This window comes from Streptomyces aurantiacus JA 4570, from assembly GCF_000414115.1.
Lineage (GTDB): Bacteria > Actinomycetota > Actinomycetes > Streptomycetales > Streptomycetaceae > Streptomyces > Streptomyces aurantiacus_A.
The window spans coordinates 25889-45469 of sequence record NZ_AOPZ01000055.1 but is presented as its reverse complement, the minus strand read 5'-3'; the positions used below and the strand labels follow the sequence as shown (position 1 = coordinate 45469).

The window sequence follows — 19581 nt, the reverse complement described above, 5'->3', positions numbered from 1 at the left end:
GCGACGGCGGCGCCCAGGCCCTCCGGGCGGGCCGCGGGGACGCCCGTGCGGGCGGCGAGGGTGAGGGCGAGGCGGGCCGTGGCGGCGGCGAGCACGGTGGCGGTGGCGCCGCCCGTCCGGCTCTCGTCGTACAGCTCGGCGAGGGCCGCCACCTGGGCGAACAGCACGAGCACGAGGGTGATCACGCCGAACGGCCCGATGTCGGACTGCTTCATGACGCGCAGGGCGCCCTCGGCGTCCTTGCCGCTGCCGAGGCCGTCGGCGATGTCGGCGAGACCGTCCAGGTGGAGGCCGCGGGTGCCCGCGGCCGGCAGGGCGACCGCGGCGACGGCGGCGAGCAGGGGGCTCGCGCCGAGGGCGAGGAGGGCCGAGCCCGCCGCGGCGGCGGCCAGGCCCACGGCGAGCCCCGCGAGCGGGGCACACAGCATGCCCGCGCGGGCGGCCTCCCGGTCCCACCTGCGGACCCGGGCCGGGACCACGGTCAGCGTCCCGAAGGCGAACCGGAGGCCGTCGGCGGGGGTGGGTCTGGGCATCCGGTGAGGTTACCCGGGGGCCGGGGCACGGCCGCGGCCCGCCCTGCGAAAGCCCGCGGCGAAACGGAGGATGGCCTCATGAACGACTGGACGGGCCCATGACGAAGGACGGGACGGGCCCATGAACGACTGGTGGCACCGCGAAATCGTGGAGCCGGGGAAGCTGCCGCTGCTGCTCGCCCTTGCCGCCTTCGTGGGGTCCTTCCTGGTCACCCGGACCATCACGCGCCTCATCCGCGCCGGGAAGGGCCCGTTCCGCAACATCTCGACGGGCGACGTCCACATCCACCACGTCGTGCCGGGCATCTTCCTGATGCTGGTCGGCGGCTTCTGGGCGGTCGCCGCGGGACGGCACAGCTTCGGGTCGATGTGCGCGGCGGTCATCTTCGGCCTGGGCGCGGGCCTGGTCCTGGACGAGTTCGCCCTGATCCTGCACCTGGACGACGTCTACTGGAGCGAGCAGGGCCGCAAGAGCGTGGAGGTCGTCGTCCTCACGACGGCCCTGGTCGTGCTGATCCTCACCGGCTTCAGCCCGCTCGGCGTCAACGAACTCACCGCGGACGACCGCCACGACCGCGTCGCGTTCGCCCTGAACATCACCCTGAACTGCGGCTTCGCCGTGATCGCGCTGGCCAAGGGCAAGCTGCGCACGGCCCTGATCGGGATGGTCGTGCCGTTCGTCGCGCTGGTCGGCGCGGTCCGCCTTGCCCGGCCAGGCTCGGCGTGGGCGCGGAAGTTCTACCGCAACCGCCCCCGCGCGCGGGCCCGCGCCGGCCTGCGCGCGTTCCGCCACGACCGCCGCTGGACGGGGCCGCGGCGCAGGTTTCAGGACCTGATCGGCGGCAAACCGGACCCGGCGGTGCCCGAGCGGCCGGAACCGGAACGTCCGCCGCGCCCCCGGTGACGTACGTCGGAAATCACGCACACCACCAGCACCGCCGCGATGGCCGCCAGGTGCTCCTTGCCCGCGAGGTTGTTCTTGAACAGCACCTCGACGACCATCAGCACGACCACCAGCGCCGCCGTGAAGTACGCCCGGTAGCGCCAGCACACGAACACCGCGAGCCCGACCACTGCCGCCGACGGGCCGGTGTCGGCGACCTGCGCGTCCGACGCGGGCAGCCCGAACCAGTTGTCGTAGCCCAACGCGATGCCCACGCGCGCGTACAGCGTGCCCGCCAGCGTCGCCACGTACCCGATGACGAGCGTGCGCCACCAGCCGAGGCAGATCTCCGCGATGCCGAAGACCAGCAGGATCTGCGCCAGCGCGCCCCACACCGGCAGGTCGAGCGCGGGCACGAAGAGCGACAGCGGGGTGCGAAGCAGCGCGAGCCACAGCGGGTCCTCGGCCCGTACGCAGCCGATGTTCTGCACGAACTGGTAGCCCCAGGACTGGTTCTGCACGAACTGGAACGCCGCCGTGAGGCAGACGGCCGCCAGCGTCAGCGGGATCGCGCGCCATCGTCGGGCGACGAGCGCGCCCCGCACGGTGGCGTACAGCGGACCCCACTCGGCACGGGCCAGCCGGGTCAGGGTGCTCATCGTCGGGACTCCAGATGTGTGCGGTGCAGCCACTTCGGCAGACCCGGCGCCTCGAGAAAGCCCTCGGCGCGGGCGGCGGCGATGCCGATGCGCAGCAGGTCGCCGCTCTTCTCGAAGAGGAGGAAGCGGGGTTCCCAGATGGGCCGGTACTTGGCGTTGGCGCGGTACAGCGACTCGATCTGCCACCACCGGGAGAAGAAGCTGAGCAGCGAGCGCCACAGTCGAAGGACCGGGCCCGCGCCGAGCCGCGAGCCACGCTCGAAGACCGACCTGAACATCGCGAAGTTCAGTGACACCTGCGTGATCTGGATCTCCGCGGCGCGCTGGAGCAGCTCGATGACCATGAACTCCATCAGGCCGTTCTCGGAGTCGCGGTCGCGCCGCATCAGGTCGAGCGACAGGCCGTTCGGCCCCCACGGCACGAAGGAGAGCACCGCCCGCAGCGCCCCGTCGCCGTCCCGGCACTCCAGCATCACGCACTCCCCGTCCGCCGGGTCGCCGAGCCGGCCGAGCGCCATGGAGAAGCCGCGCTCGGTGGCGCCGTCGCGCCAGTCGTCGGCACGCTCCAAGAGGTACGCCATCTCGTCGGCGGGGATGTCGTGGTGGCGGCGGATGCGGACCTCGTACCCGGCGCGTTTCACCCGGTTGTACGCCTGCCGGACGGTCCGCATGGCCCGGCCCTCCAGGGTGAAGTCGCTGATCTCGACGATCGCTTCGTCACCCAGCTCCAGGGCGTCGAGGCCGTGCCGGGCGTAGATGGTGCCGGCCTCCTCGCTCGCGCCCATCACGGCCGGGGTCCAGCCGTGTTCGCGGGCCTCGGCCAGCCACGGCTCGATGGCGCCGGGCCATGCCTCCGGGTCGCCGATGGGATCGCCGGAGGCGAGGGACACCCCGCTCACCACCCGGTACGCGACCGCCGCCTTGCCCGTCGGCGACCACACCACGCTCTTCTCGCGGCGCAGCGCGAAGTACCCGAGGGAGTCGCGCTCGCCGTGCCGGTCGAGCAGCGCGCGCAGCCGGGCCTCGTCGTCCTCCGACAGCGGGTCGACGGCCCTGCGGGAGCGGAACGCGGCGTACAGGACGGCGCAGAGCAGCACCGTGCTCAGTACGTTGATGGTGACGTTGACCCAGCCAGGCGTGGCGATCCCGGCGAACCGGGAGTCGTCGGCGGCCAGCGACACGAGCCGCATCGTGCCGTAGCGCCAGCGGTCGAGGAACGTCGAGCGGTAGTCGTCGTGGGCGTGGTTGGTGACGGTCACCAGGAACGCGGCGAGCAGGGACGTCACCAGGAGCCCGCCGGCCGCGACGGCCGCCGCGAGCTTGGGGTTCGAGCGGTCGCCCTTCGCGTAGAACTCGCGGCGGCCCACCAGGAGCGCGGCCACGAAGAGCGCCGTGAGGCCGAGCGAGACCCAGTTCTGCGCGTACTGCCTGATCTCCGCGAAGCACATCGCGAAGGCGAAGAGCAGCAGGAAGAGGCCGCTGAGCACGAGGTTGAGGATCCAGGCGGCCCGTTTCCGGCGCCGCATGGTGATCGCCAGGAACATCGTGAAGACGCCGGAGGCGAAACCCGCGGTGAGCAGGTACGGGGTGAAGAAGTTCTCCGTGTTGTGGCGCCGCAGGTCCTGGCCGAGGGAGACCCACACGGCGCTGAGGAAGTTCACGAACGTGACGGCACGCAGATACCAGACGGCCACGGCCGCCCCCCGCCGCGAGGCCACCGTGGATGCCCGAACCCGCTCTTCCCCTACCCGCACATCTCCCATGAAACGGATCTTATGGGGCTGTCTGGTGTGATATGCGGCGACGGAACTCGCTTTCGCTAGCTCTGCTCGGCCTGTTCGGTCTGCTCGGCCTGTCCGGTCTGCTCGCCCTGTTCAGTCTGCTCGGCCTGCTCGGTCTCCTCGACGGGGAGCTCCGCGGACAGGGCGGCAGCGGCCCGCACCAACGGCACGGCCAGCAGCGCCCCCACCCCTTCGCCGATCTTCACGCCGTGCGTGAGCAGGGGCTCGAGGGCCATCCGGTCGAGCGCCTTCGCCTGCGCCGGCTCCCCGCTGTCGTGCCCCGCGAGCCACCAGTCCGGCGCCCGGAACGCGACCCGCTGGGCCACCAGCGCCGCGGCCGCCGACACCACCCCGTCGAGGATCACCGGCGTACGCCGCACCGCGCACTGCAGCAGGAACCCGGTCATGGCGGCCACGTCGGCCCCGCCCACCGCCGCGAGCAGCTGCATCTGGTCGCCGAGCACCGGCCGCGCCCGCCGCAGCGCGTCCCGTACGGCCGCGCACTTGCGCATCCACGCCAGGTCGTCGATCGGCTCCCCGCCCCGCCCGGTGACGACAGAGGCGTCCGTCCCGCACAGCGCCGCGATCAGGGTCGCCGCCGGTGTCGTACCCCCGACGCTGACGTCGCCGAGCACGATCAGGTCCGTGCCGGAGTCGGCCTCCTCGTCGGCGAGCGCGACGCCCGCCCGCACCGCCCGCTCGGCCTCCTCCTCCGACATGGCGTCCTCGATGTCGATGCGCCCGGAGCCGCGCCGCACCCGGTGCCCGGCGACCTCGGCGGGCAGCTCGTCCGCGTCGCAGTCAAGGGCCATGTCGACGACCCGCACGGGCACGTCGAGCCGCCGCGCGAGCACGGCCGCGGGGCTCGCGCCGGCCAGCACGGCGCGTACGAGCTCGGCCGCGCCGCCCGCCGCCCGCGCGGAGACACCGAGCTCGGCCACTCCGTGATCGCCCGCGAACAGCACGGCCTTCGGCCGCTCGACCGGCTTGACCGGGACCGCGGCCTGCGCCGCCGACAGCCATTCGGCGAGGTCGTCGAGGCGGCCGAGCGATCCGGGCGGCACGGCCTGGCGCTCCCTGCGCTCTTCGGCGTCACGGCGCACCCCGCCGTCGGGCCGCTCGATCAGGTCGGTGAAGTCGTCGAGAATCAGCGAGCTCATTCGGCGAACAGTACCGGCGGGGCGTGACGTTCGCGCGAACGGCCCCACGTGCCCGGGCCATGCGCGGCAGGCGCGCCGCGACGTCCTCGAACGTCATTGAATCGGCGTGGGGCATCCCTTACGGTCCGTACAGTCTGTTTGTCCAGAATTGCCGGTATCGCTTTTACGTACCGCGTCGTCGTATCGCTGGTTTACGTACCGCGTCGTCGTATCGCTGGCCGCAAGCATCCAGGAGTACGTCATGGACCTCGCGCGGCAGACCGCCGAACGCCGCCCGAGCTGCCTCGCCCGGCTCGCCTGCGGAACCGGCCCCTTCCACGCGCCGCGCCGCGCCGACTGCCCCTGGTGCGGCTCGCCCCGGCTGCGCGTGCGGCTGCGCACCGCCGACCTGATCCAGCGCAAGCCGGGCACCTTCACGCTGGAGCGGTGCGCGGACTGCGCCCACACCTTCCAGAACCCCCTGCTCAGCGCCGAGGGCCTGGACTTCTACCGTCTTGGCTCCGGCCGCCAGGACCTCGGCCACCGGGACTTCTGGCGGCAGGACCTGTGCCACGGGCTCGGCGGCGGCGCGGCCGCGCTGCTCGCCCGCGCCGGGGCGGGCCGTTCCCGGCGCCTCGCCGGCGTCCGCGCGCTGAGCCGGTTCGACGAGCCCGAGAGCTGGCTGGACGTGGGCACCGGCCGCGCCCGGTTTCCGGCGGAGGCCAGGGAGGTGCTGCCGTACACGGCCTTCGACGGGCTCGACAGCGACCCCGACCTGGTGGAGGGGGTGCGGCACGGCCGCATCGAGGAGGCCCACCGCGGCCGCCTCACCGACCTCGCCAGACACCTCGCGGGGCGCTACGACGCGCTCAGCATGGTCCACTACCTGCAACGCCGGCCGGATCCGCGCGGGGAACTGCGGGCGGCCGCCACCGTGCTGCGGCCCGGCGGGCATCTGCTGATCGAGGCGCCGGACCCGGAGAGCCGTTCCGCCCGGCTCCTCGGCAAGTGGTGGGCGTCCTACCGCCAGCCGCGCCATCTGCACTTCGTGCCGCTCGCCAACCTCTGCCGGGAGCTGGACGAGCTCGGCTTCACCGTCGTCGACGTCGACCGCCGCGCCCCGCACGTGCCGGCCGACCTGAGCACGGCCTGCGCCCTGCTCCTCAACCGGCTGCTGCCCGAGGCGGACGTGCCCTGGCGGGCGGAGCCGCCGAGCGGGCCGCGGCTAGCGCTGCGGCGCGCGGCCTCGTGGGCGGCCGCCCCGCTCCTCGCGCTGGCGTACGCGGCCGACGTACTGCTCGCCCCGCTGCTCACCCGCACCGGCTTCGCCAACGCGTACCGCGTGATCGCCCGCAAGGAGCCCGGCGCCTGAGACCGCGGGCCGTCAGCCGCGCAGGGCCAGCGCCTGCCCCGCCACCACGAGGAGCACATGCTCGCACTCGGCGGCGAACGCGGCGTTGAGGCGGCCGAGTTCGTCGCGGTAGCGGCGGCCCGACGCGGTCGCGGGCACGATGCCCGAGCCGACCTCGTTGGACACGGCGACGACAGTGCGCCGGGTGGCGCGCACCGCGTCCGTCAGCTCCGTGACCCGCTTGCGCAGCGACCGCTCCCCGCCGCCCGCCCACTCGGCGTCGTCCCACGCGTTCACCTCGTCCATCACATGCGTGAGCCACAGCGACAGACAGTCCACGAGCAGCGGCGGCCCGGGCTCCGCGAGCAGGGGCACGAGGTCGCAGGTCTCCGTGGTCCGCCAGGAACCGGGACGCCGCTCGCGGTGCGCCCGCACCCGCTCCGCCCACTCGGAGTCGCCGTTGCGGCTGCCGCCCGTGGCGACGTACAGCACGTCGGGGAACGCCTCCAGGCGCCGCTCGGCCTCCATCGACTTGCCGGAGCGGGCGCCGCCCAGGATGAGGGTGCGGCGCGGCAGGTCCGGTACGTCCTCGTAGGCGCCGACGATCAGCGTCGTACCGTCCGGGACCGCCCGTGCGCCGGCCGCGGCGAGCCGGCGCGTCAGCTCGGGCCCGGCGGGCGCCTCGTGCCCGATGTGGACGGCCAGGACGTCCGTCGTCGGGGTCACGCCGCCGGCCGCCCGCAGCCGGGCCAGGCCGTCCGGGCGCCCGACGACGTCGGCGACGACCATCTCGTACGGAGCCTGCTCCTCGGGGAAACCGGCGGGCGCGGCACCCGGCGGCAGATACATACAGCAGCCGGTCGCCGTCGGGCCCCGTCACCTCGTAGCCGGTGCCGGGCGCGTCCGTCGCGACCGCGCGCACCCGGTGGCCGGTCAGGAGCGCCAGCTCCCGGCCGTCGGGCACGCGACCGGGCTGCGGAAGGCCGGCCGGCACCTCCACGGCGGGGCCGTCGTGCGGGTGCGAGAGCAGCACCTGGCGCACCCCGCCGAGGGAGTGCCCGGCGCGCGCGGCGGCGAAGGCGGCGCCGGGCGTCAGGTCGAGCAGCAGCACGCCGTCGAGCAGCAGCGCGGTCGCGGCCCGCGCGGAGTCGCCGAGCGCGGTCGCGCACACGGCGCAGGGGCAGCCGGGAAGCGGCAGCCCTTCGGGGGCTCCGGTGCCGAGCAGAGTCAGTTCCACAGGAAGATCCTCCCGCGTCGCCCCCGGCGCCGCGCGCCCGGCTAGGCTTCAAGCGGCTCCGGCTCCCGCTCCGGGCGGCTGCCGGGACACCCACTGGACCTCGGGAGGCTGACATGGCGGCATGGACGTGGCGGTTCGAGAAGGCGGACGGGACGGAGGTCCAGCCTGCCGTGCAGCCCGAGGAGTTCACCACCCAGGGAGACGCGGAATCCTGGATCGGCGAACACTGGAAGGACCTCGCGGAGGGCGGCGCGGACCAGGTGGCGCTCTTCGAGGACACCACGAAGATCTACGGCCCGATGAGCCTGCACGCCGAGGGTGCCCTGTAAGGGGCACGGGGCTGTGTAGGACATGCGGCTCCGCCGCGTGGGCCGGGGCGTGATCAGCCCAGGAAATCGCGATCAGCCCAGGAAATGCCGCAGACGCGTCTGCCGAGACAGCGAGCAGACGCGTCTGCGGCTTGCTTGTGGTTGCTCGCGCAGTTCCCCGCGCCCCTTACGGGGCTTACGGCACATCCCGCGCCCCTTGGGGCCTACATCTCGCCGAGGGTGACCTCGGCCTTCCGCTCGTCGCCGTCGCGTACGTACGTCACCCGCTCCTTGTCGCCCGGTTTGACCGCTGCCAGGGCCTCGGAGAGGGAGGTGATCGTGGTGATCGGGGTGTCGCCGAGCGCGGTGAGGATGTCGCCGGGCCGCAGGCCCGCCTTGGCCGCGCCGCCGCCGTCCCGCACCTCGACGATCGCCACGCCCGCGGGGCGGTAGTCGTCGCCGAGCACCGTGCGCGCGGTGATGCCGAGCGCGGCACGGCCCGAGTCGGTGACCCGGCCGCTCTTCACGATCTGGTCGGCCACCGTCTTCACCATGGACGCGGGGATCGCGAAGCCGATGCCGGGCGCGGCGCTGTCGCCCATGTCCGGGTCGGTCGCCGCGAGCGTCGGAATGCCGATGACCCGGCCGTCGAGGTCGACGAGGGCGCCGCCGCTGTTGCCCGGGTTGATCGCGGCCGACGTCTGCACCATGTTCGCGATCGTCGCGCCGGTGCCGCCGCCCGCGCGGCCCTCGCTGACCGTGCGGCCGGTCGCCGACACGATGCCCTGCGTGACGCTCGACGAGAGGCCGAGCGGAGAGCCCATCGCGAGGACGATCTGGCCGACCTCGACCTTCGCCGAGTCCCCGAACTCCGCGGCCTTCAGGCCCTTCGGTACGGAGTCCAGCTTGATGACGGCGAGATCCTGTTCGGGGTACGCCGACACGAGCTTCGCGCCGAGCGGCTGTTCGCCGGTGGCCGTGGTCACCCGGAACGTCTTCTCGTTCCCCACGACATGGGCGTTGGTGACGATGTGGCCCTTGTCGTCGTACACCACGCCGGAGCCGAGGCTGTCGCCCGCGTCGATCTGTACGACGGACGGCAGCACGTCCTTGATCACCTTCTGGTAGTCGTCCTGAAGGTCGCTCGCCGCGGCGGGGGCGGCCTGCGTGGTCGAACGGTCCGCCCTCGGGCCGTCTCCGTCACCGTTGCCGGAACACCCTGAGACGAACGCGGCCAGGGCCACGGCCATCGACGTCACCGTCACTCGCGTACGCAGCACTCTCATACGCCGAGTTTCAGGCCCGCCCGTGGACCGGTCCTGCGTTGCACGCCCAAACAGGGGGCACCGCGCCCTGGAAGGGGCGCGGGGAACCGCGCGACAAGCCCCCACCGGCTCGCAGGATCAGCACCGCACATCCGGCGAAGCGCTCAGTCCCGCCCGCCGCAAAGATGCAGCATGCTCGCCACCCGCCGATAGGGCTCCGTCCGTCCGGCCCGCTCCTCGGCGGCGAGCAGCGCGTCAAGAGCGGCCCCGGCCTCCGGGATCTCGGTGGCTTCGGAGAAGACGCGAACCCCGTACCAGGCGACCAGCGGCGCGGCGATTCCCGCCAGCGCCTGGCTGAGGGCGTCGAGCCGATGCGCCCGCACCTCGCCCCCGGCCTCGTCCCGATACGTATGCGCGCCGAACGCGGCGAGCGCCCCGCCCCAGTCACCCCGCAGCCCGGGCCGCATGGCCAACGCGTCGGCGTTGCGCACCACCACGGACAGCAGCCCGCCGGGCGCCAGCATCCGCCCGAGGCCGGCGAGCAGCGCGTCGGGCTCCTCGACGTGCATCAGCACGCCGTGGCACAGCACGACGTCGAAGCTCCCGGGCAGGAAGTGCACCCCGGTGTCCCGCCCGTCGCCCTCGACGACCCGCATCCGCGACCGGATGCCCTCCGGCTCGGCGGCCGCGGCAGCCCGCACCGCGGCGAGATGCTCCGGTTCCCGCTCGACGCCCGTGACCTCGTGCCCGCCACGGGCGAGGCGCAGCGCCTGCGTCCCGCGGCCCATGCCGACGTCGAGCACCCGCAGCCGCTTTCCCAGGGGGAACCGCGCCGCGATCCGCTCGTCGAGCTGCCGTCCGACCAGCTCCAGCCGGACGGCCTCGCCGGCCCCAGGGCTCGCGCCCCGGTCCTCGCTCAGGGCCGCGCTCCGCGCTTGCCCTGCGGCTTCGGCAGCCGCAGCCGGCGCATCTGGAGGCTGCGCATCAGGGCGTACGCGACGGCGCCCTTCTTGTTCTCGTCCGGGAAGCGCTCGGCGAGACGCTTCTTCAGCCGGAAGACATTGGTGATCGAGTCGAGAACGATCAGGACGATCACGACGAGCCACAGCAGCAGCGCGATGTTCTGCAGCTGCGGGACGCGGACCATGCTCAGGACGAGGATGACCACGGCCATGGGCAGGAAGAACTCGGCGACGTTGAACCGCGAGTCCACGAACTCGCGGGCGAACTTGCGCACCGGGCCCCTGTCCCGCGCGGGCAGAAACCGCTCGTCGCCGCTGGCCAGCGCCTCGCGCTGCTTCGCCATCTGGATGCGGCGCTCCTCGCGCTGACGCTTCGCGGCCTCCTTGCGCGTCGTCGGCGTGTTCATCACGCTGCGGCGCTGGGACTGGGCCAAGGCGCGCTTGGGGGTGGGGCGGCCCTTGGGGGCCTGCGGGTCACGGGTCTGCGCGGACGAATCGTCGGTCACCGGGGCCTTGGCTGCCGGGGCCTTCTCGTCCTTGGATCGGCTACGGAACACAAAGACCAAGGGTACGTGGTGCCGGGGTATGGATGACCGTCGCACGGGGAACGATCCCGCAACGCCGAGCGTCTTGATTATGTGGCTAAAGGGGCCTTGCGGGCAGTTTCCCAGGGGCGCACCTACTCCTTGCGCCGGAGAGGCGGGCGGGGCAGTCGTCCTTGGGGATGAGCGCATCCGCTCGCGAACAGTGCGGTAATGGATACAGACCCCGTACCGTGGGTTCTGTCGCAGTAGCTGGAGCTGGAAGTCCGTCAGAAGGGGGCGCGCGAAGCCCATGAGCGGTGTCATGAAGCGTATGGGGATGATCTTCCGCGCGAAGGCGAACAAGGCCCTTGACCGGGCCGAGGACCCGCGCGAAACCCTCGATTATTCGTATCAGAAGCAGCTGGAGCTGCTGCAGAAGGTGCGCCGCGGCGTCGCCGACGTGGCGACCTCCCGCAAGCGTCTCGAGCTGCAGCTCAACCAGCTCCAGAAGCAGTCCTCCACCCTTGAGGACCAGGGCCGCAAGGCGCTGGCCCTCGGCCGCGAGGACCTGGCCCGTGAGGCCCTGTCCCGCCGCGCCGCCCTCCAGCAGCAGGTCAGCGACCTGGAGGTGCAGCACCAGACCCTGCAGGGCGAGGAGGAGAAGCTCACCCTCGCGGCCCAGCGCCTGCAGGCCAAGGTGGACGCCTTCCGCACGAAGAAGGAGACCATCAAGGCGACGTACACCGCCGCCGAGGCCCAGACCCGGATCGGCGAGGCGTTCTCCGGCATCTCCGAGGAGATGGGCGACGTCGGCATGGCGATCCAGCGCGCCGAGGACAAGACCGCGACGCTCCAGGCGCGGGCCGGCGCGATCGACGAGCTGCTCGCCTCCGGCGCCCTCGACGACTCCTCCGGGCTCGCCAAGGACGACATCCAGTCCGAGCTGGACCGCCTCTCCGGTGGTACAGATGTAGAGCTGGAGCTGCAGCGCATGAAGGCCGAGCTGGCCGGCGGATCCAGCACGTCGCAGCAGGCCATCGAGGGCGGCAAGGGCGCTCAGGGCCAGCAGGGGCAGCCGCAGGACACCCCCCGCTTCGACAAGCAGTAGGGCAAGCAGCATCCAGTAGCGCTGTGACCGAACCGCTCACGTCCGAGGAGGGCGTCATGATCGTACGGATCATGGGGGAGGGGCAGGTGAAGCTGGCCGACAGCCACTTCACCGAATTGAACACGTTGGACGACGAACTGCTCGAGGAGATGGAGAGCGGGGACGAGGCCGGCTTCCGCCGGACGCTGCACGCTCTCCTCGACGCGGTGCGCAAGCTCGGCGAGCCGCTGCCCGACGACGCGCTGGAGCCCTCGGAGCTGATCCTCCCCGCGCCCGACGCGACCCTCGACGAGGTCCGCGCCATGCTCTCCGACGACGGCCTGATCCCGGGCTAGCCCCCGGGTCCGGCGGCAGGCGTGTCAAGCGACGCGTCAACCCTGGTCCGGGGAACCCGCTTTCCGTTCCCCCTGCCGGAACGGCGCCGTACCGTTTAGCGCGTGACCAACTTTGAACGGTGCCGTGGCTGGGCCAGAACGCACCCGTTGGCCGTCGACGCGATTCTCGCGGCTGCCGCCCTCGTCTGCATGGTCATCGGCTCCTTCGCCGAGCCCTACAGCGAACGGGGCTCCACCTGGAACATGCACGCGCCGGGTGTCCTGAGCCTCACCCTCATGTTCCTCGCGGCCGCCGCCCTCGTCTTCCGCCGCCGCACCCCGTGGACCGTGCTCGCGACCACCTCCGCCTTCTCCCTCGTGGAGCTCGTGACGAGCGGCCCGCGCGCCCCGGTCGTGATGTGCGCCGTCATCGCCCTCTATACGGTCGCCGCCAGCACCAACCGCCCCACCACCTGGCGCATCGGCCTGGTCACCATGACGGGCCTGACCGGCGTCGCCATGCTGGCGGGCCCCCTGCCCTGGTACGCGCAGGAAAACCTCGGCATCTTCGCCTGGACCGGCATGGCCGCCGCCGCGGGCGACGCCGTCCGCAGCCGCCGCGCCTTCATCGACGCCATCAGGGAACGGGCCGAGCGCGCGGAACGCACCCGTGAGGAGGAGGCGCGGCGCCGCGTCGCGGAGGAGCGGCTGCGCATCGCCCGCGATCTGCACGACGTCGTCGCCCACCACATCGCCCTGGTCAACGTGCAGGCCGGAGTCGCAGCGCACGTCATGGACAAGCGGCCCGACCAGGCCAAGGAGGCCCTCGCCCACGTCCGCGACGCCAGCCGCTCCGCGCTCGGCGAGCTCCGCGCCACCGTGGGCCTGCTGCGCCAGACCGGCGACCCGGAGGCCCCCACCGAGCCGGCGCCCGGCCTCGGCCGCCTCGACGACCTCGTCGACACCTTCCGGCACGCGGGCCTGCCCGTGGACGTGGTCCGCGGCGACGCCGGCCCGACGCCCCCGGCCGCCGTCGACCTGGCCGCGTACCGCATCATCCAGGAGGCCCTCACCAACGTGCAGAAGCACGCGGGGGAGCACGCCAAGGCCGAGGTCAGCGTCGTACGCGTGGGCCCGAACCTGGAGATCACCGTCCTGGACGACGGCGCGGGCGACGACGCCCAGGCCGCCGACGACCCGGACCGCGGCGGCGGGCACGGCCTCCTCGGCATGCGCGAGCGCGTCAGCGCCCTCGGCGGGCGGTGCAGCGCGGGGCCCCGCTACGGCGGCGGCTTCCGCGTCCATGCGATCCTGCCGGTCGCGACCGCGAAACAGGGCGACCGGGGGAACTCCCCGGTCAAGGGAGGGACTTCCGCGTGACGATCCGGGTGCTGCTCGCCGACGACCAGGCGCTGCTGCGCAGCGCGTTCAAGGTCCTCGTCGACTCCGAACCCGACATGGAGGTCGTCGGCGAGGCGTCCGACGGGGCACAGGCCGTGCGGCTCGCGAAGGCCGAGTCGGCCGACGTCGTCCTGATGGACATCCGCATGCCCGGCACCGACGGTCTCGCCGCCACCCGGATGATCAGCGACGACCCGGCCATGTCCCACGTACGCGTGGTCATGCTGACCACCTTCGAGGTCGACGAGTACGTGGTGCAGTCGCTGCGGGCGGGGGCCTCGGGCTTCCTCGGCAAGGGCGCCGAGCCGGACGAACTGCTCGGGGCGATCCGGATCGCGGCGGCCGGCGAGGCACTGCTCTCGCCCGTGGCGACGAAGGGACTCATCGCCAAGTTCCTGGCGCAGGGCGACGGTTCCGACAGCGAGGCGCCCGCCCGCAGTGAGCGTCTGGACGCGCTCACCGGCCGCGAGCGCGAGGTCCTGGTGCAGGTCGCGGGCGGCCTGTCGAACGACGAGATCGCCGAACGCCTCGAGGTCAGCCCGCTCACCGTGAAGACCCATGTGAACCGCGCGATGGCCAAGCTCGGCGCCCGCGACCGGGCCCAACTCGTCGTCATCGCCTACGAGTCGGGGCTGGTGCGGCCACGGGGCGAGTAGTCCCGGGCCGGCCGCCCCAGAGGGGCGAGCAGCCCAGGGGCGGTCGCCTCAGACTCCCGTTTCCACCCGCACCGGCGCCACCTCCGACGCTCCCCGCGTAAGCCGCAGCGACGCCACCGCGAGCCCCCCGCACACCGTCATCCCCACGAACAGCGGCACCGCCGTGTCCTCGCCGCCGAGGCCGACCAGGGGGGCGACCACCGCGCCGAGCGCGCTCTGGGCCGTGCCGAGGAGCGCGGAGCCGGTGCCGGACGCGGCGGGCACCCGGGCGATGGCCAGCGCCGCCGCGTTCGCGACCACGAGGCCGAGGCCGCCGCACACCAGCGCCATCAGGGTCAGGCAGACGACCACGCCGAGGAACCCGGCCACGCTCATGGCGAGCAGCGCCGCCGTACCGGCGAACATGGTCAGCAGGCCGCCGCGCAGCAGCACTTCGGGGTCGACCCGCCCCACGAGCCGGGCCCCCGCCGCACTGGACAGCGTCGCGACCACGGCCCCGCCGGAGAACGCCACCGACGAGACGCCGACGCTCAGACCGAGGACGTTCTGGAGCAGGAACGGCGACCCGGCGATGTAGCAGAAGAGCATCCCGAAGCCGAAGGTGAAGGCCAGGGTGTACCCGACGTAGGCCCGGTCGCCCGCGACCTCCCGCACCGAGGCCATGAGCCGCCCCGCGCCGCCCGCCCGCCGCCGCTCCTTCGGCAGGCTCTCCGGCACCGCCACAAGGACGCCGACGGCCACCACCAGCGAGACCCCGGCGAGCACCCAGAAGACCCCGCGCCACCCGGCGGCCCCGATCACGGCCCCGCCCGCGAGCGGCGCGAGGATCGGGGCTATGCCGGCGAGCGTCATCAGGATCCCGAACATGCGGGCCGCCGCGGCCCCTTGGACGACGTCGGTCACCACGGCCCGGCTGATCACCACGCCCGCGGCCCCGCTGAACCCGGTCACGAACCGCAGCGCGACCAGCCAGCCCAGGGACGGCGCCACCGCGCACAGGGCCGTGCCCGCCGCGCACACGAAGGCGCCCACGAGCAGTGGCCCGCGCCGCCCGCACCGGTCGGAGAGCGCGCCGAACACCAGATGCCCGACCGTCATACCGACCAGGAACGCGGTGAGTGTGAGCTGCACCCCGGACGCGTCCGTGCCGAACTCCTCGGCCATGCGCGGGAACGCGGGCAGATACATGTCGGTCGACAGCGGACCGATGAAGGACAGCAGCGCGAGCGCCGCGGTGAGCAAGGGCATGGTGAAGGAACCCTTCAAGGGGGAAGAGGAGGGGATAGTTATATAACTATAGCTATAGGTATCATGGACGGGTGAGTGACGAGAAGCAGCAGGGGAAGCAGGGACGGTCGGCGGCCGGGGCGCGGGGCGGGAGCGGGGGCCGCGAGGCCGACAAGGAGCTCTTCGGGCAGGCCAGGGAGCTGACCCCGGCGCTCTACGCGCTCTCGCGGGTGCTGCGCTTCCAGGGCATGGACGAGGCGGGACTGTGGCGGCTTCCGCCCTCCGAGCTGGAGTTGATGCGCTACGTCCACGCCGAGCCGGGCGTCACGGTCGGCGCGCTCGCCCGCGAACTGGGCATGCAGGTCAGCAATGTGAGCGCGACCGTGCGCGGCCTGGTCAACGGCGGTCTGCTGGAGCGCGAGAAGGACCCGGACGACGGCCGGGTGTCACGGTTGAGGCCGACCCTCAAGGCGGAGCAGGGCATGGCCCTGATCGAGAACGCCTGGGCGGAGATCTTCGCCGACGCGCTGGCGGTACTGACCGAGGGGCAGCGGGAATCGCTGCTCGCGTCCGTCCCGGCGCTGGAGGCGCTGGGTGCGGCGCTGAAGGAGCGCCGCAAGGCGCCGTAGGGCGTGGTGGCTGACGCGGCCGCCGAGCCCACGTCGGTCCCGCAATGCACCGTAGAACGCCGTAAGGGGCGTCCGCAATGGCGGACGCCCCTTACCGGGTGGGTGGGAAGACGTCTACGGCAGCGCCAGCATCCGCTCCAGGGCCAGCTTCGCGAACTGCTCGGTCTCGCGGTCGACCTCGATGCGGTTGACGAGCTTGCCGTCGGCCAGCGACTCCAGGGCCCACACCAGGTGCGGCAGGTCGATGCGGTTCATGGTCGAGCAGAAGCAGACCGTCTTGTCGAGGAAGACGATCTCCTTGTCCTCGGCGGCGAACCGGTTCGCCAGCCGGCGCACCAGGTTCAGCTCCGTGCCTATCGCCCACTTCGAGCCGGCCGGGGCCGCCTCCAGGGTCTGGATGATGTGCTCCGTGGAGCCCACGTAGTCCGCGGCGGCCACGACCTCGTTCTTGCACTCCGGGTGCACGAGGACATTGACACCGGGGATGCGGGCCCGCACGTCCTCGACCGACTCCAGCGAGAAGCGCCCGTGCACCGAGCAGTGCCCGCGCCACAGGATCATCTTCGCGTTCCGCAGCTGCTCGGCGGTCAGGCCGCCGTTCGGCTTGTGCGGGTTGTAGACGACGCAGTCCTCCAGGGACATGCCCATGTCCCGCACGGCGGTGTTCCGGCCGAGGTGCTGGTCGGGCAGGAAGAGCACCTGCTCGCCCTGCTCGAAGGCCCACTCCAGGGCCCGCTTCGCGTTCGACGACGTACAGATCGTGCCGCCGTGCTTGCCCGTGAACGCCTTGATGTCGGCGGAGGAGTTCATGTACGAGACGGGGACGACGCGCTCGGCGATGCCGGCCTCGGCCAGCGCGTCCCAGCACTCCGCGACCTGCTCGGCCGTCGCCATGTCGGCCATCGAGCAGCCCGCGGCCAGGTCCGGGAGCACGACCTTCTGGTCGTCGCCGGTCAGGATGTCCGCGGATTCGGCCATGAAGTGCACGCCGCAGAAGACGATGTACTCCGCGTCCGGCCGGGCGGCCGCCTCGCGCGCCAGCTTGAAGGAGTCACCGGTGACGTCCGCGAACTGGATGACCTCGTCGCGCTGGTAGTGATGGCCGAGCACGAACACCTTGTCGCCGAGCTTCTCCTTGGCGGCGCGGGCGCGCTCCACCAGGCCGGGGTCCGAGGGAGAGGGCAGGTCTCCGGGGCACTCCACACCGCGCTCGCTCCTGGGGTCGGCCTCGCGGCCGAGCAGCAGCAGGGCGAGCGGCGTCGGCTGTACGTCCAGCTCGGTGCGGTCCACGGTGGACTGGGCGGTGGTCACGACACACACCCTTTCTTCTGTGACGGACGCGGCCGGGGCCGCGTTCGAGTGGGCCGGGGACCGGCACCACGGATCCTTTTCGTCGAATTGACGTTATCTATCATAACCGCTTCACGTCAGTTTGACGATGGCCATTGTGTCGATGTGACGCATCCCCCGCCCGGGCCTGTGTGCGAGCATGGGAATGAACACGCGGCCCCGCCGGTTGCAACCGTCGGCAAGCAGTCTCCGTACAACCCGGGAGAGAAGCAGATGTCCGTATCGGACGAGACCACCACCGTGAGCGACGGCATCCTCCTGTCCGACGCCGCCGCGGCCAAGGTCAAGGCCCTCCTTGACCAGGAAGGCCGGGACGACTTGGCGCTGCGCGTGGCCGTTCAGCCCGGCGGCTGCTCCGGCCTGCGGTACCAGCTCTTCTTCGACGAGCGCTCGCTGGACGGCGACGTGGTCAAGGAGTTCGACGGTGTGAAGGTTGTCACCGACCGCATGAGCGCTCCGTATCTGGGCGGCGCCTCCATCGACTTCGTGGACACCATCGAGAAGCAGGGCTTCACGATCGACAACCCGAACGCCACGGGCTCCTGCGCCTGCGGCGACTCCTTCAGCTGAGCGACGCTCAGCGAGCTGAACGGCACGTACGCACGAAGGCGGCGGCACCCCTCAGGGGCGCCGCCGCCTTCGTCGTGCCCGGGCCCCGCGGTCCGGGCACGCCGCTGCCGGCTGGTCACTTGCGGGGTGCGGGAACACCCTCGCGGGTGCCGTCGTCGCGCGGCACCGCCTTGCCGTCGCCGGTCACGACCTTCCGGTCGCCGAGCGGCTTGTCCAACGTCACCGACAGCTCGTAGAACTGCGCCATCGCGACGCACACGGTGTCCTTCTTCTCGGTCTCGGTGATCTTCACGGCGACCTGCCCGGCGCGCTCGTCCGCCGACACCGCGTACGTACTGCACACGCCGCCCGTGAAGTGCACGGTCAGCGTCCGGCCCGCCGTGCTGTAGCCGTCGGCCTTCACCTCGTCGGTCCGGGTGTCCGGATCGCCGGGCTCGACGGTCGGGCCGTGCGACGGGCCGACCGTGCCGGGCGCGGGCGCCCGCAGATACTTCGGGTCCACGGCCGGGTGCGTGACCGTGTACGCCTCCGGCGCGCCCTGCGGCTTCACCTGGAACAGCCAGGACGGCACGAGCGCGGTGCCGCCGTCCACGAACTGTGCCGCGAGGCCGAACTCGGCGTCCTCGACGGCGATCGGCTGCGGCTTCGGCGGCGCGGAGACCGGCTCGCAAGGGGCGTCCTTGCCGTCCCCCGCGCCGCCGTCCGCGTGCGGCACCGGCGTCGCGCAGCCGCCGATGCCCCCGCGTCCGTTGCCCCGGCCGGACTTGTTCAGCAGATCGAGTGTTTTCCGAGCGCCGACGACGGGGTACGTCGCGCCCTTCTCCGGCTCCGTCAAGTGGCCGCTGCCGCCTACCACTTGCCCGTCGGCGCCGACCTGGATCCCGGTCGACCAGCCGTACGTCGGCAGCCCGTCCACCTCGGGGTCGGCGTTCACCACCCGTACGGAACCCATGAGCTGGCCCGCGTCCAGCTTCGCGTCGTCCAGGCCGGCGGCCTTCAGGACGGGGGCGGCGGCCTTCTTCGCCGCGGCCTCGCTCACGGCGTCGCCGGAGTCGTCGGCGGTGCGGGTGCCGGCTCCCGGACACCGCTTGCCCTTCAGGCAGTTGTCGCTGCCGGGGGCCGCGTGCCGGGTGTAGGTCCAGGTGCCGGGCGCCGCCTTGCCGACCCGGAGCGAGGGGCCCGCGCCGTCGTTCGACGGGCCGACCCGCCAGGCGCCGTCCCCCGCGACCGGGGTGCCGGACAGGCCGAGCGCCTTCGCCAGGCGGCTCACCCGCTCCCGGGAGACCTCGTCGCGCACGTGGTGCACGGCCGCCGAACCGGGCCCGTCGGGCAGCTCGCCCACGGCCTTGTACGTCGCGCCGGTCGGGTCGGGCTCGCCCGGCGCGATGCCTTCGGTGGTCCCGTCGGGGCCCTGGTCCGAGCGGCCGTCGCGGTCGCCCGCGTACCCGTCGAGGGTGAGCGGAGGCGGACCGCCCCCGTCGCGCGCCGAGGCGTCCCGGCCCGTGTCGTCGGACGACGCCGCCAGATACGCCCCGCCGCCGCCCGCGAGCAGCACCGCGGCCGCCACCGAGGAGACCATCAGCGCCGACCGCCGCCGCTGTCCGTCCTGCGTCTGCTCGCTGCTCACCGCATCGCTCCTTAGAACGCCCAGGTGTCCCGGAAACCCCACTCATGAGGTTTCGGC

At 72.7% G+C, this 19581-nt stretch carries 19 protein-coding genes and 1 pseudogene; 9 read left to right on the top strand and 11 right to left on the bottom strand.

Annotated features, from left to right (window positions below):
* Positions 1-533, bottom strand: a 533-nt coding sequence (locus tag STRAU_RS07230; RefSeq protein ID WP_037657972.1) for an adenosylcobinamide-GDP ribazoletransferase, incomplete at its 3' end; no start/stop codon positions are given.
* Positions 534-654: 121 nt separating this feature from the next.
* On the opposite strand from STRAU_RS07230, the gene STRAU_RS07225 reads away from it, so the two are divergent.
* Positions 655-1437, top strand: coding sequence for a hypothetical protein (locus STRAU_RS07225; RefSeq protein ID WP_037657970.1), 783 nt, complete (start codon positions 655-657; stop codon positions 1435-1437).
* Here STRAU_RS07225 and STRAU_RS42285 read toward each other — a convergent pair.
* Genes STRAU_RS42285 through cobT form a run of 3 tightly spaced genes read right to left on the bottom strand, consistent with a single transcriptional unit; the run spans position 1359 to position 5016 of the window.
* Positions 1359-2075, bottom strand: coding sequence for a hypothetical protein (locus STRAU_RS42285; RefSeq protein WP_016639603.1), 717 nt, complete (start codon positions 2073-2075; stop codon positions 1359-1361). The genes STRAU_RS07225 and STRAU_RS42285 overlap by 79 nt on opposite strands.
* On the bottom strand, positions 2072-3838 hold the full coding sequence (locus STRAU_RS07215) for a phosphatidylglycerol lysyltransferase domain-containing protein (protein ID WP_037657968.1): 1767 nt from the start codon (positions 3836-3838) through the stop codon (positions 2072-2074). Before STRAU_RS07215 ends, STRAU_RS42285 begins: the two co-directional genes overlap by 4 nt.
* A gap of 56 nt (positions 3839-3894) precedes the next feature.
* On the bottom strand, positions 3895-5016 hold the full coding sequence (gene cobT / locus STRAU_RS07210) for a nicotinate-nucleotide--dimethylbenzimidazole phosphoribosyltransferase (protein ID WP_016639601.1): 1122 nt from the start codon (positions 5014-5016) through the stop codon (positions 3895-3897).
* 241 nt (positions 5017-5257) lie between these two features.
* On the opposite strand from cobT, the gene STRAU_RS07205 reads away from it, so the two are divergent.
* The gene (locus tag STRAU_RS07205) at positions 5258-6367 is read left to right on the top strand and encodes a class I SAM-dependent methyltransferase (RefSeq protein WP_016639600.1); all 1110 of its coding nucleotides are present in this window, start codon (positions 5258-5260) and stop codon (positions 6365-6367) included.
* Positions 6368-6379: 12 nt separating this feature from the next.
* On the opposite strand, the pseudogene STRAU_RS07200 reads toward STRAU_RS07205, so the two are convergent.
* Positions 6380-7583 (bottom strand): annotated as a pseudogene (locus STRAU_RS07200) (bifunctional adenosylcobinamide kinase/adenosylcobinamide-phosphate guanylyltransferase).
* Positions 7584-7696: 113 nt separating this feature from the next.
* Here STRAU_RS07200 and STRAU_RS07195 point away from each other — a divergent pair.
* On the top strand, positions 7697-7912 hold the full coding sequence (locus STRAU_RS07195) for a hypothetical protein (RefSeq protein WP_016639599.1): 216 nt from the start codon (positions 7697-7699) through the stop codon (positions 7910-7912).
* A gap of 203 nt (positions 7913-8115) precedes the next feature.
* On the opposite strand, the gene STRAU_RS07190 is transcribed toward STRAU_RS07195, so the two are convergent.
* The 3 genes from STRAU_RS07190 to STRAU_RS07180 all read right to left on the bottom strand — a co-directional run bounded on the left by STRAU_RS07190 (position 8116) and on the right by STRAU_RS07180 (position 10720).
* Positions 8116-9177: a S1C family serine protease gene (locus STRAU_RS07190; protein ID WP_037657967.1), complete on the bottom strand. Its 1062-nt coding sequence runs from the start codon at positions 9175-9177 to the stop codon at positions 8116-8118.
* A 143-nt stretch (positions 9178-9320) separates the two neighbouring features.
* A complete protein-coding gene (locus STRAU_RS07185) occupies positions 9321-10076 on the bottom strand; it encodes a class I SAM-dependent methyltransferase (protein ID WP_397892058.1) in 756 nt (251 codons plus the stop codon).
* Complete coding sequence (locus STRAU_RS07180) at positions 10073-10720, bottom strand: DUF3043 domain-containing protein (protein ID WP_397892057.1); 648 nt, start codon at positions 10718-10720, stop codon at positions 10073-10075. The genes STRAU_RS07185 and STRAU_RS07180 overlap by 4 nt, the downstream gene beginning before the upstream one ends.
* A gap of 232 nt (positions 10721-10952) precedes the next feature.
* On the opposite strand from STRAU_RS07180, the gene STRAU_RS07175 reads away from it, so the two are divergent.
* The 4 genes from STRAU_RS07175 (at position 10953) to STRAU_RS07160 (ending at position 14121) form a co-directional block, all read left to right on the top strand.
* Complete coding sequence (locus STRAU_RS07175) at positions 10953-11750, top strand: PspA/IM30 family protein (protein WP_016639594.1); 798 nt, start codon at positions 10953-10955, stop codon at positions 11748-11750.
* A 56-nt stretch (positions 11751-11806) separates the two neighbouring features.
* The gene (gene pspAA / locus STRAU_RS07170; RefSeq protein WP_037657987.1) at positions 11807-12085 is read left to right on the top strand and encodes a PspA-associated protein PspAA; all 279 of its coding nucleotides are present in this window, start codon (positions 11807-11809) and stop codon (positions 12083-12085) included.
* A gap of 102 nt (positions 12086-12187) precedes the next feature.
* Positions 12188-13444 (top strand): sensor histidine kinase, encoded by a 1257-nt coding sequence (locus tag STRAU_RS07165; protein ID WP_037657962.1) that lies wholly within the window; start codon positions 12188-12190, stop codon positions 13442-13444.
* Positions 13441-14121: a response regulator gene (locus STRAU_RS07160; RefSeq protein ID WP_016639591.1), complete on the top strand. Its 681-nt coding sequence runs from the start codon at positions 13441-13443 to the stop codon at positions 14119-14121. The genes STRAU_RS07165 and STRAU_RS07160 overlap by 4 nt, the downstream gene beginning before the upstream one ends.
* Before the next feature lie 48 nt (positions 14122-14169).
* On the opposite strand, the gene STRAU_RS07155 is transcribed toward STRAU_RS07160, so the two are convergent.
* Entirely contained in the window at positions 14170-15369 is a 1200-nt protein-coding gene (locus tag STRAU_RS07155) for a multidrug effflux MFS transporter (protein WP_052028984.1), read from the bottom strand.
* A 71-nt stretch (positions 15370-15440) separates the two neighbouring features.
* On the opposite strand from STRAU_RS07155, the gene STRAU_RS07150 reads away from it, so the two are divergent.
* Positions 15441-15977 carry a MarR family winged helix-turn-helix transcriptional regulator gene (locus STRAU_RS07150; protein ID WP_016639589.1) on the top strand — a complete coding sequence of 179 codons (537 nt, stop codon included), beginning with the start codon at positions 15441-15443 and terminating at the stop codon, positions 15975-15977.
* 114 nt (positions 15978-16091) lie between these two features.
* On the opposite strand, the gene nadA is transcribed toward STRAU_RS07150, so the two are convergent.
* Positions 16092-17297 carry a quinolinate synthase NadA gene (nadA, locus tag STRAU_RS07145; protein ID WP_397892056.1) on the bottom strand — a complete coding sequence of 402 codons (1206 nt, stop codon included), beginning with the start codon at positions 17295-17297 and terminating at the stop codon, positions 16092-16094.
* Between the two features lie 243 nt (positions 17298-17540).
* On the opposite strand from nadA, the gene erpA reads away from it, so the two are divergent.
* A complete protein-coding gene (gene erpA / locus STRAU_RS07140) occupies positions 17541-17897 on the top strand; it encodes an iron-sulfur cluster insertion protein ErpA (RefSeq protein WP_016639588.1) in 357 nt (118 codons plus the stop codon).
* A 115-nt stretch (positions 17898-18012) separates the two neighbouring features.
* Here the strand turns inward: erpA and STRAU_RS07135 are convergent, their stop codons facing one another.
* A complete protein-coding gene (locus STRAU_RS07135) occupies positions 18013-19524 on the bottom strand; it encodes a hypothetical protein (protein ID WP_016639586.1) in 1512 nt (503 codons plus the stop codon).
* Positions 19525-19581: the final 57 nt, after the last annotated feature.

Excerpts from the sequence above, each read along its gene's own strand:
- STRAU_RS07225 (WP_037657970.1), top strand. The coding sequence starts at position 655 with ATGAACGACTGGTGGCACCGCGAAATCGTGGAGCCGGGGAAGCTGCCG.
- STRAU_RS42285 (WP_016639603.1), bottom strand. The coding sequence starts at position 2,075 with ATGAGCACCCTGACCCGGCTGGCCCGTGCCGAGTGGGGTCCGCTGTAC.
- STRAU_RS07215 (WP_037657968.1), bottom strand. The coding sequence starts at position 3,838 with ATGGGAGATGTGCGGGTAGGGGAAGAGCGGGTTCGGGCATCCACGGTG.
- cobT (WP_016639601.1), bottom strand. The coding sequence starts at position 5,016 with ATGAGCTCGCTGATTCTCGACGACTTCACCGACCTGATCGAGCGGCCC.
- STRAU_RS07205 (WP_016639600.1), top strand. The coding sequence starts at position 5,258 with ATGGACCTCGCGCGGCAGACCGCCGAACGCCGCCCGAGCTGCCTCGCC.
- STRAU_RS07195 (WP_016639599.1), top strand. The coding sequence starts at position 7,697 with ATGGCGGCATGGACGTGGCGGTTCGAGAAGGCGGACGGGACGGAGGTC.
- STRAU_RS07190 (WP_037657967.1), bottom strand. The coding sequence starts at position 9,177 with ATGAGAGTGCTGCGTACGCGAGTGACGGTGACGTCGATGGCCGTGGCC.
- STRAU_RS07175 (WP_016639594.1), top strand. The coding sequence starts at position 10,953 with ATGAGCGGTGTCATGAAGCGTATGGGGATGATCTTCCGCGCGAAGGCG.
- pspAA (WP_037657987.1), top strand. The coding sequence starts at position 11,807 with ATGATCGTACGGATCATGGGGGAGGGGCAGGTGAAGCTGGCCGACAGC.
- STRAU_RS07155 (WP_052028984.1), bottom strand. The coding sequence starts at position 15,369 with ATGCCCTTGCTCACCGCGGCGCTCGCGCTGCTGTCCTTCATCGGTCCG.
- erpA (WP_016639588.1), top strand. The coding sequence starts at position 17,541 with ATGTCCGTATCGGACGAGACCACCACCGTGAGCGACGGCATCCTCCTG.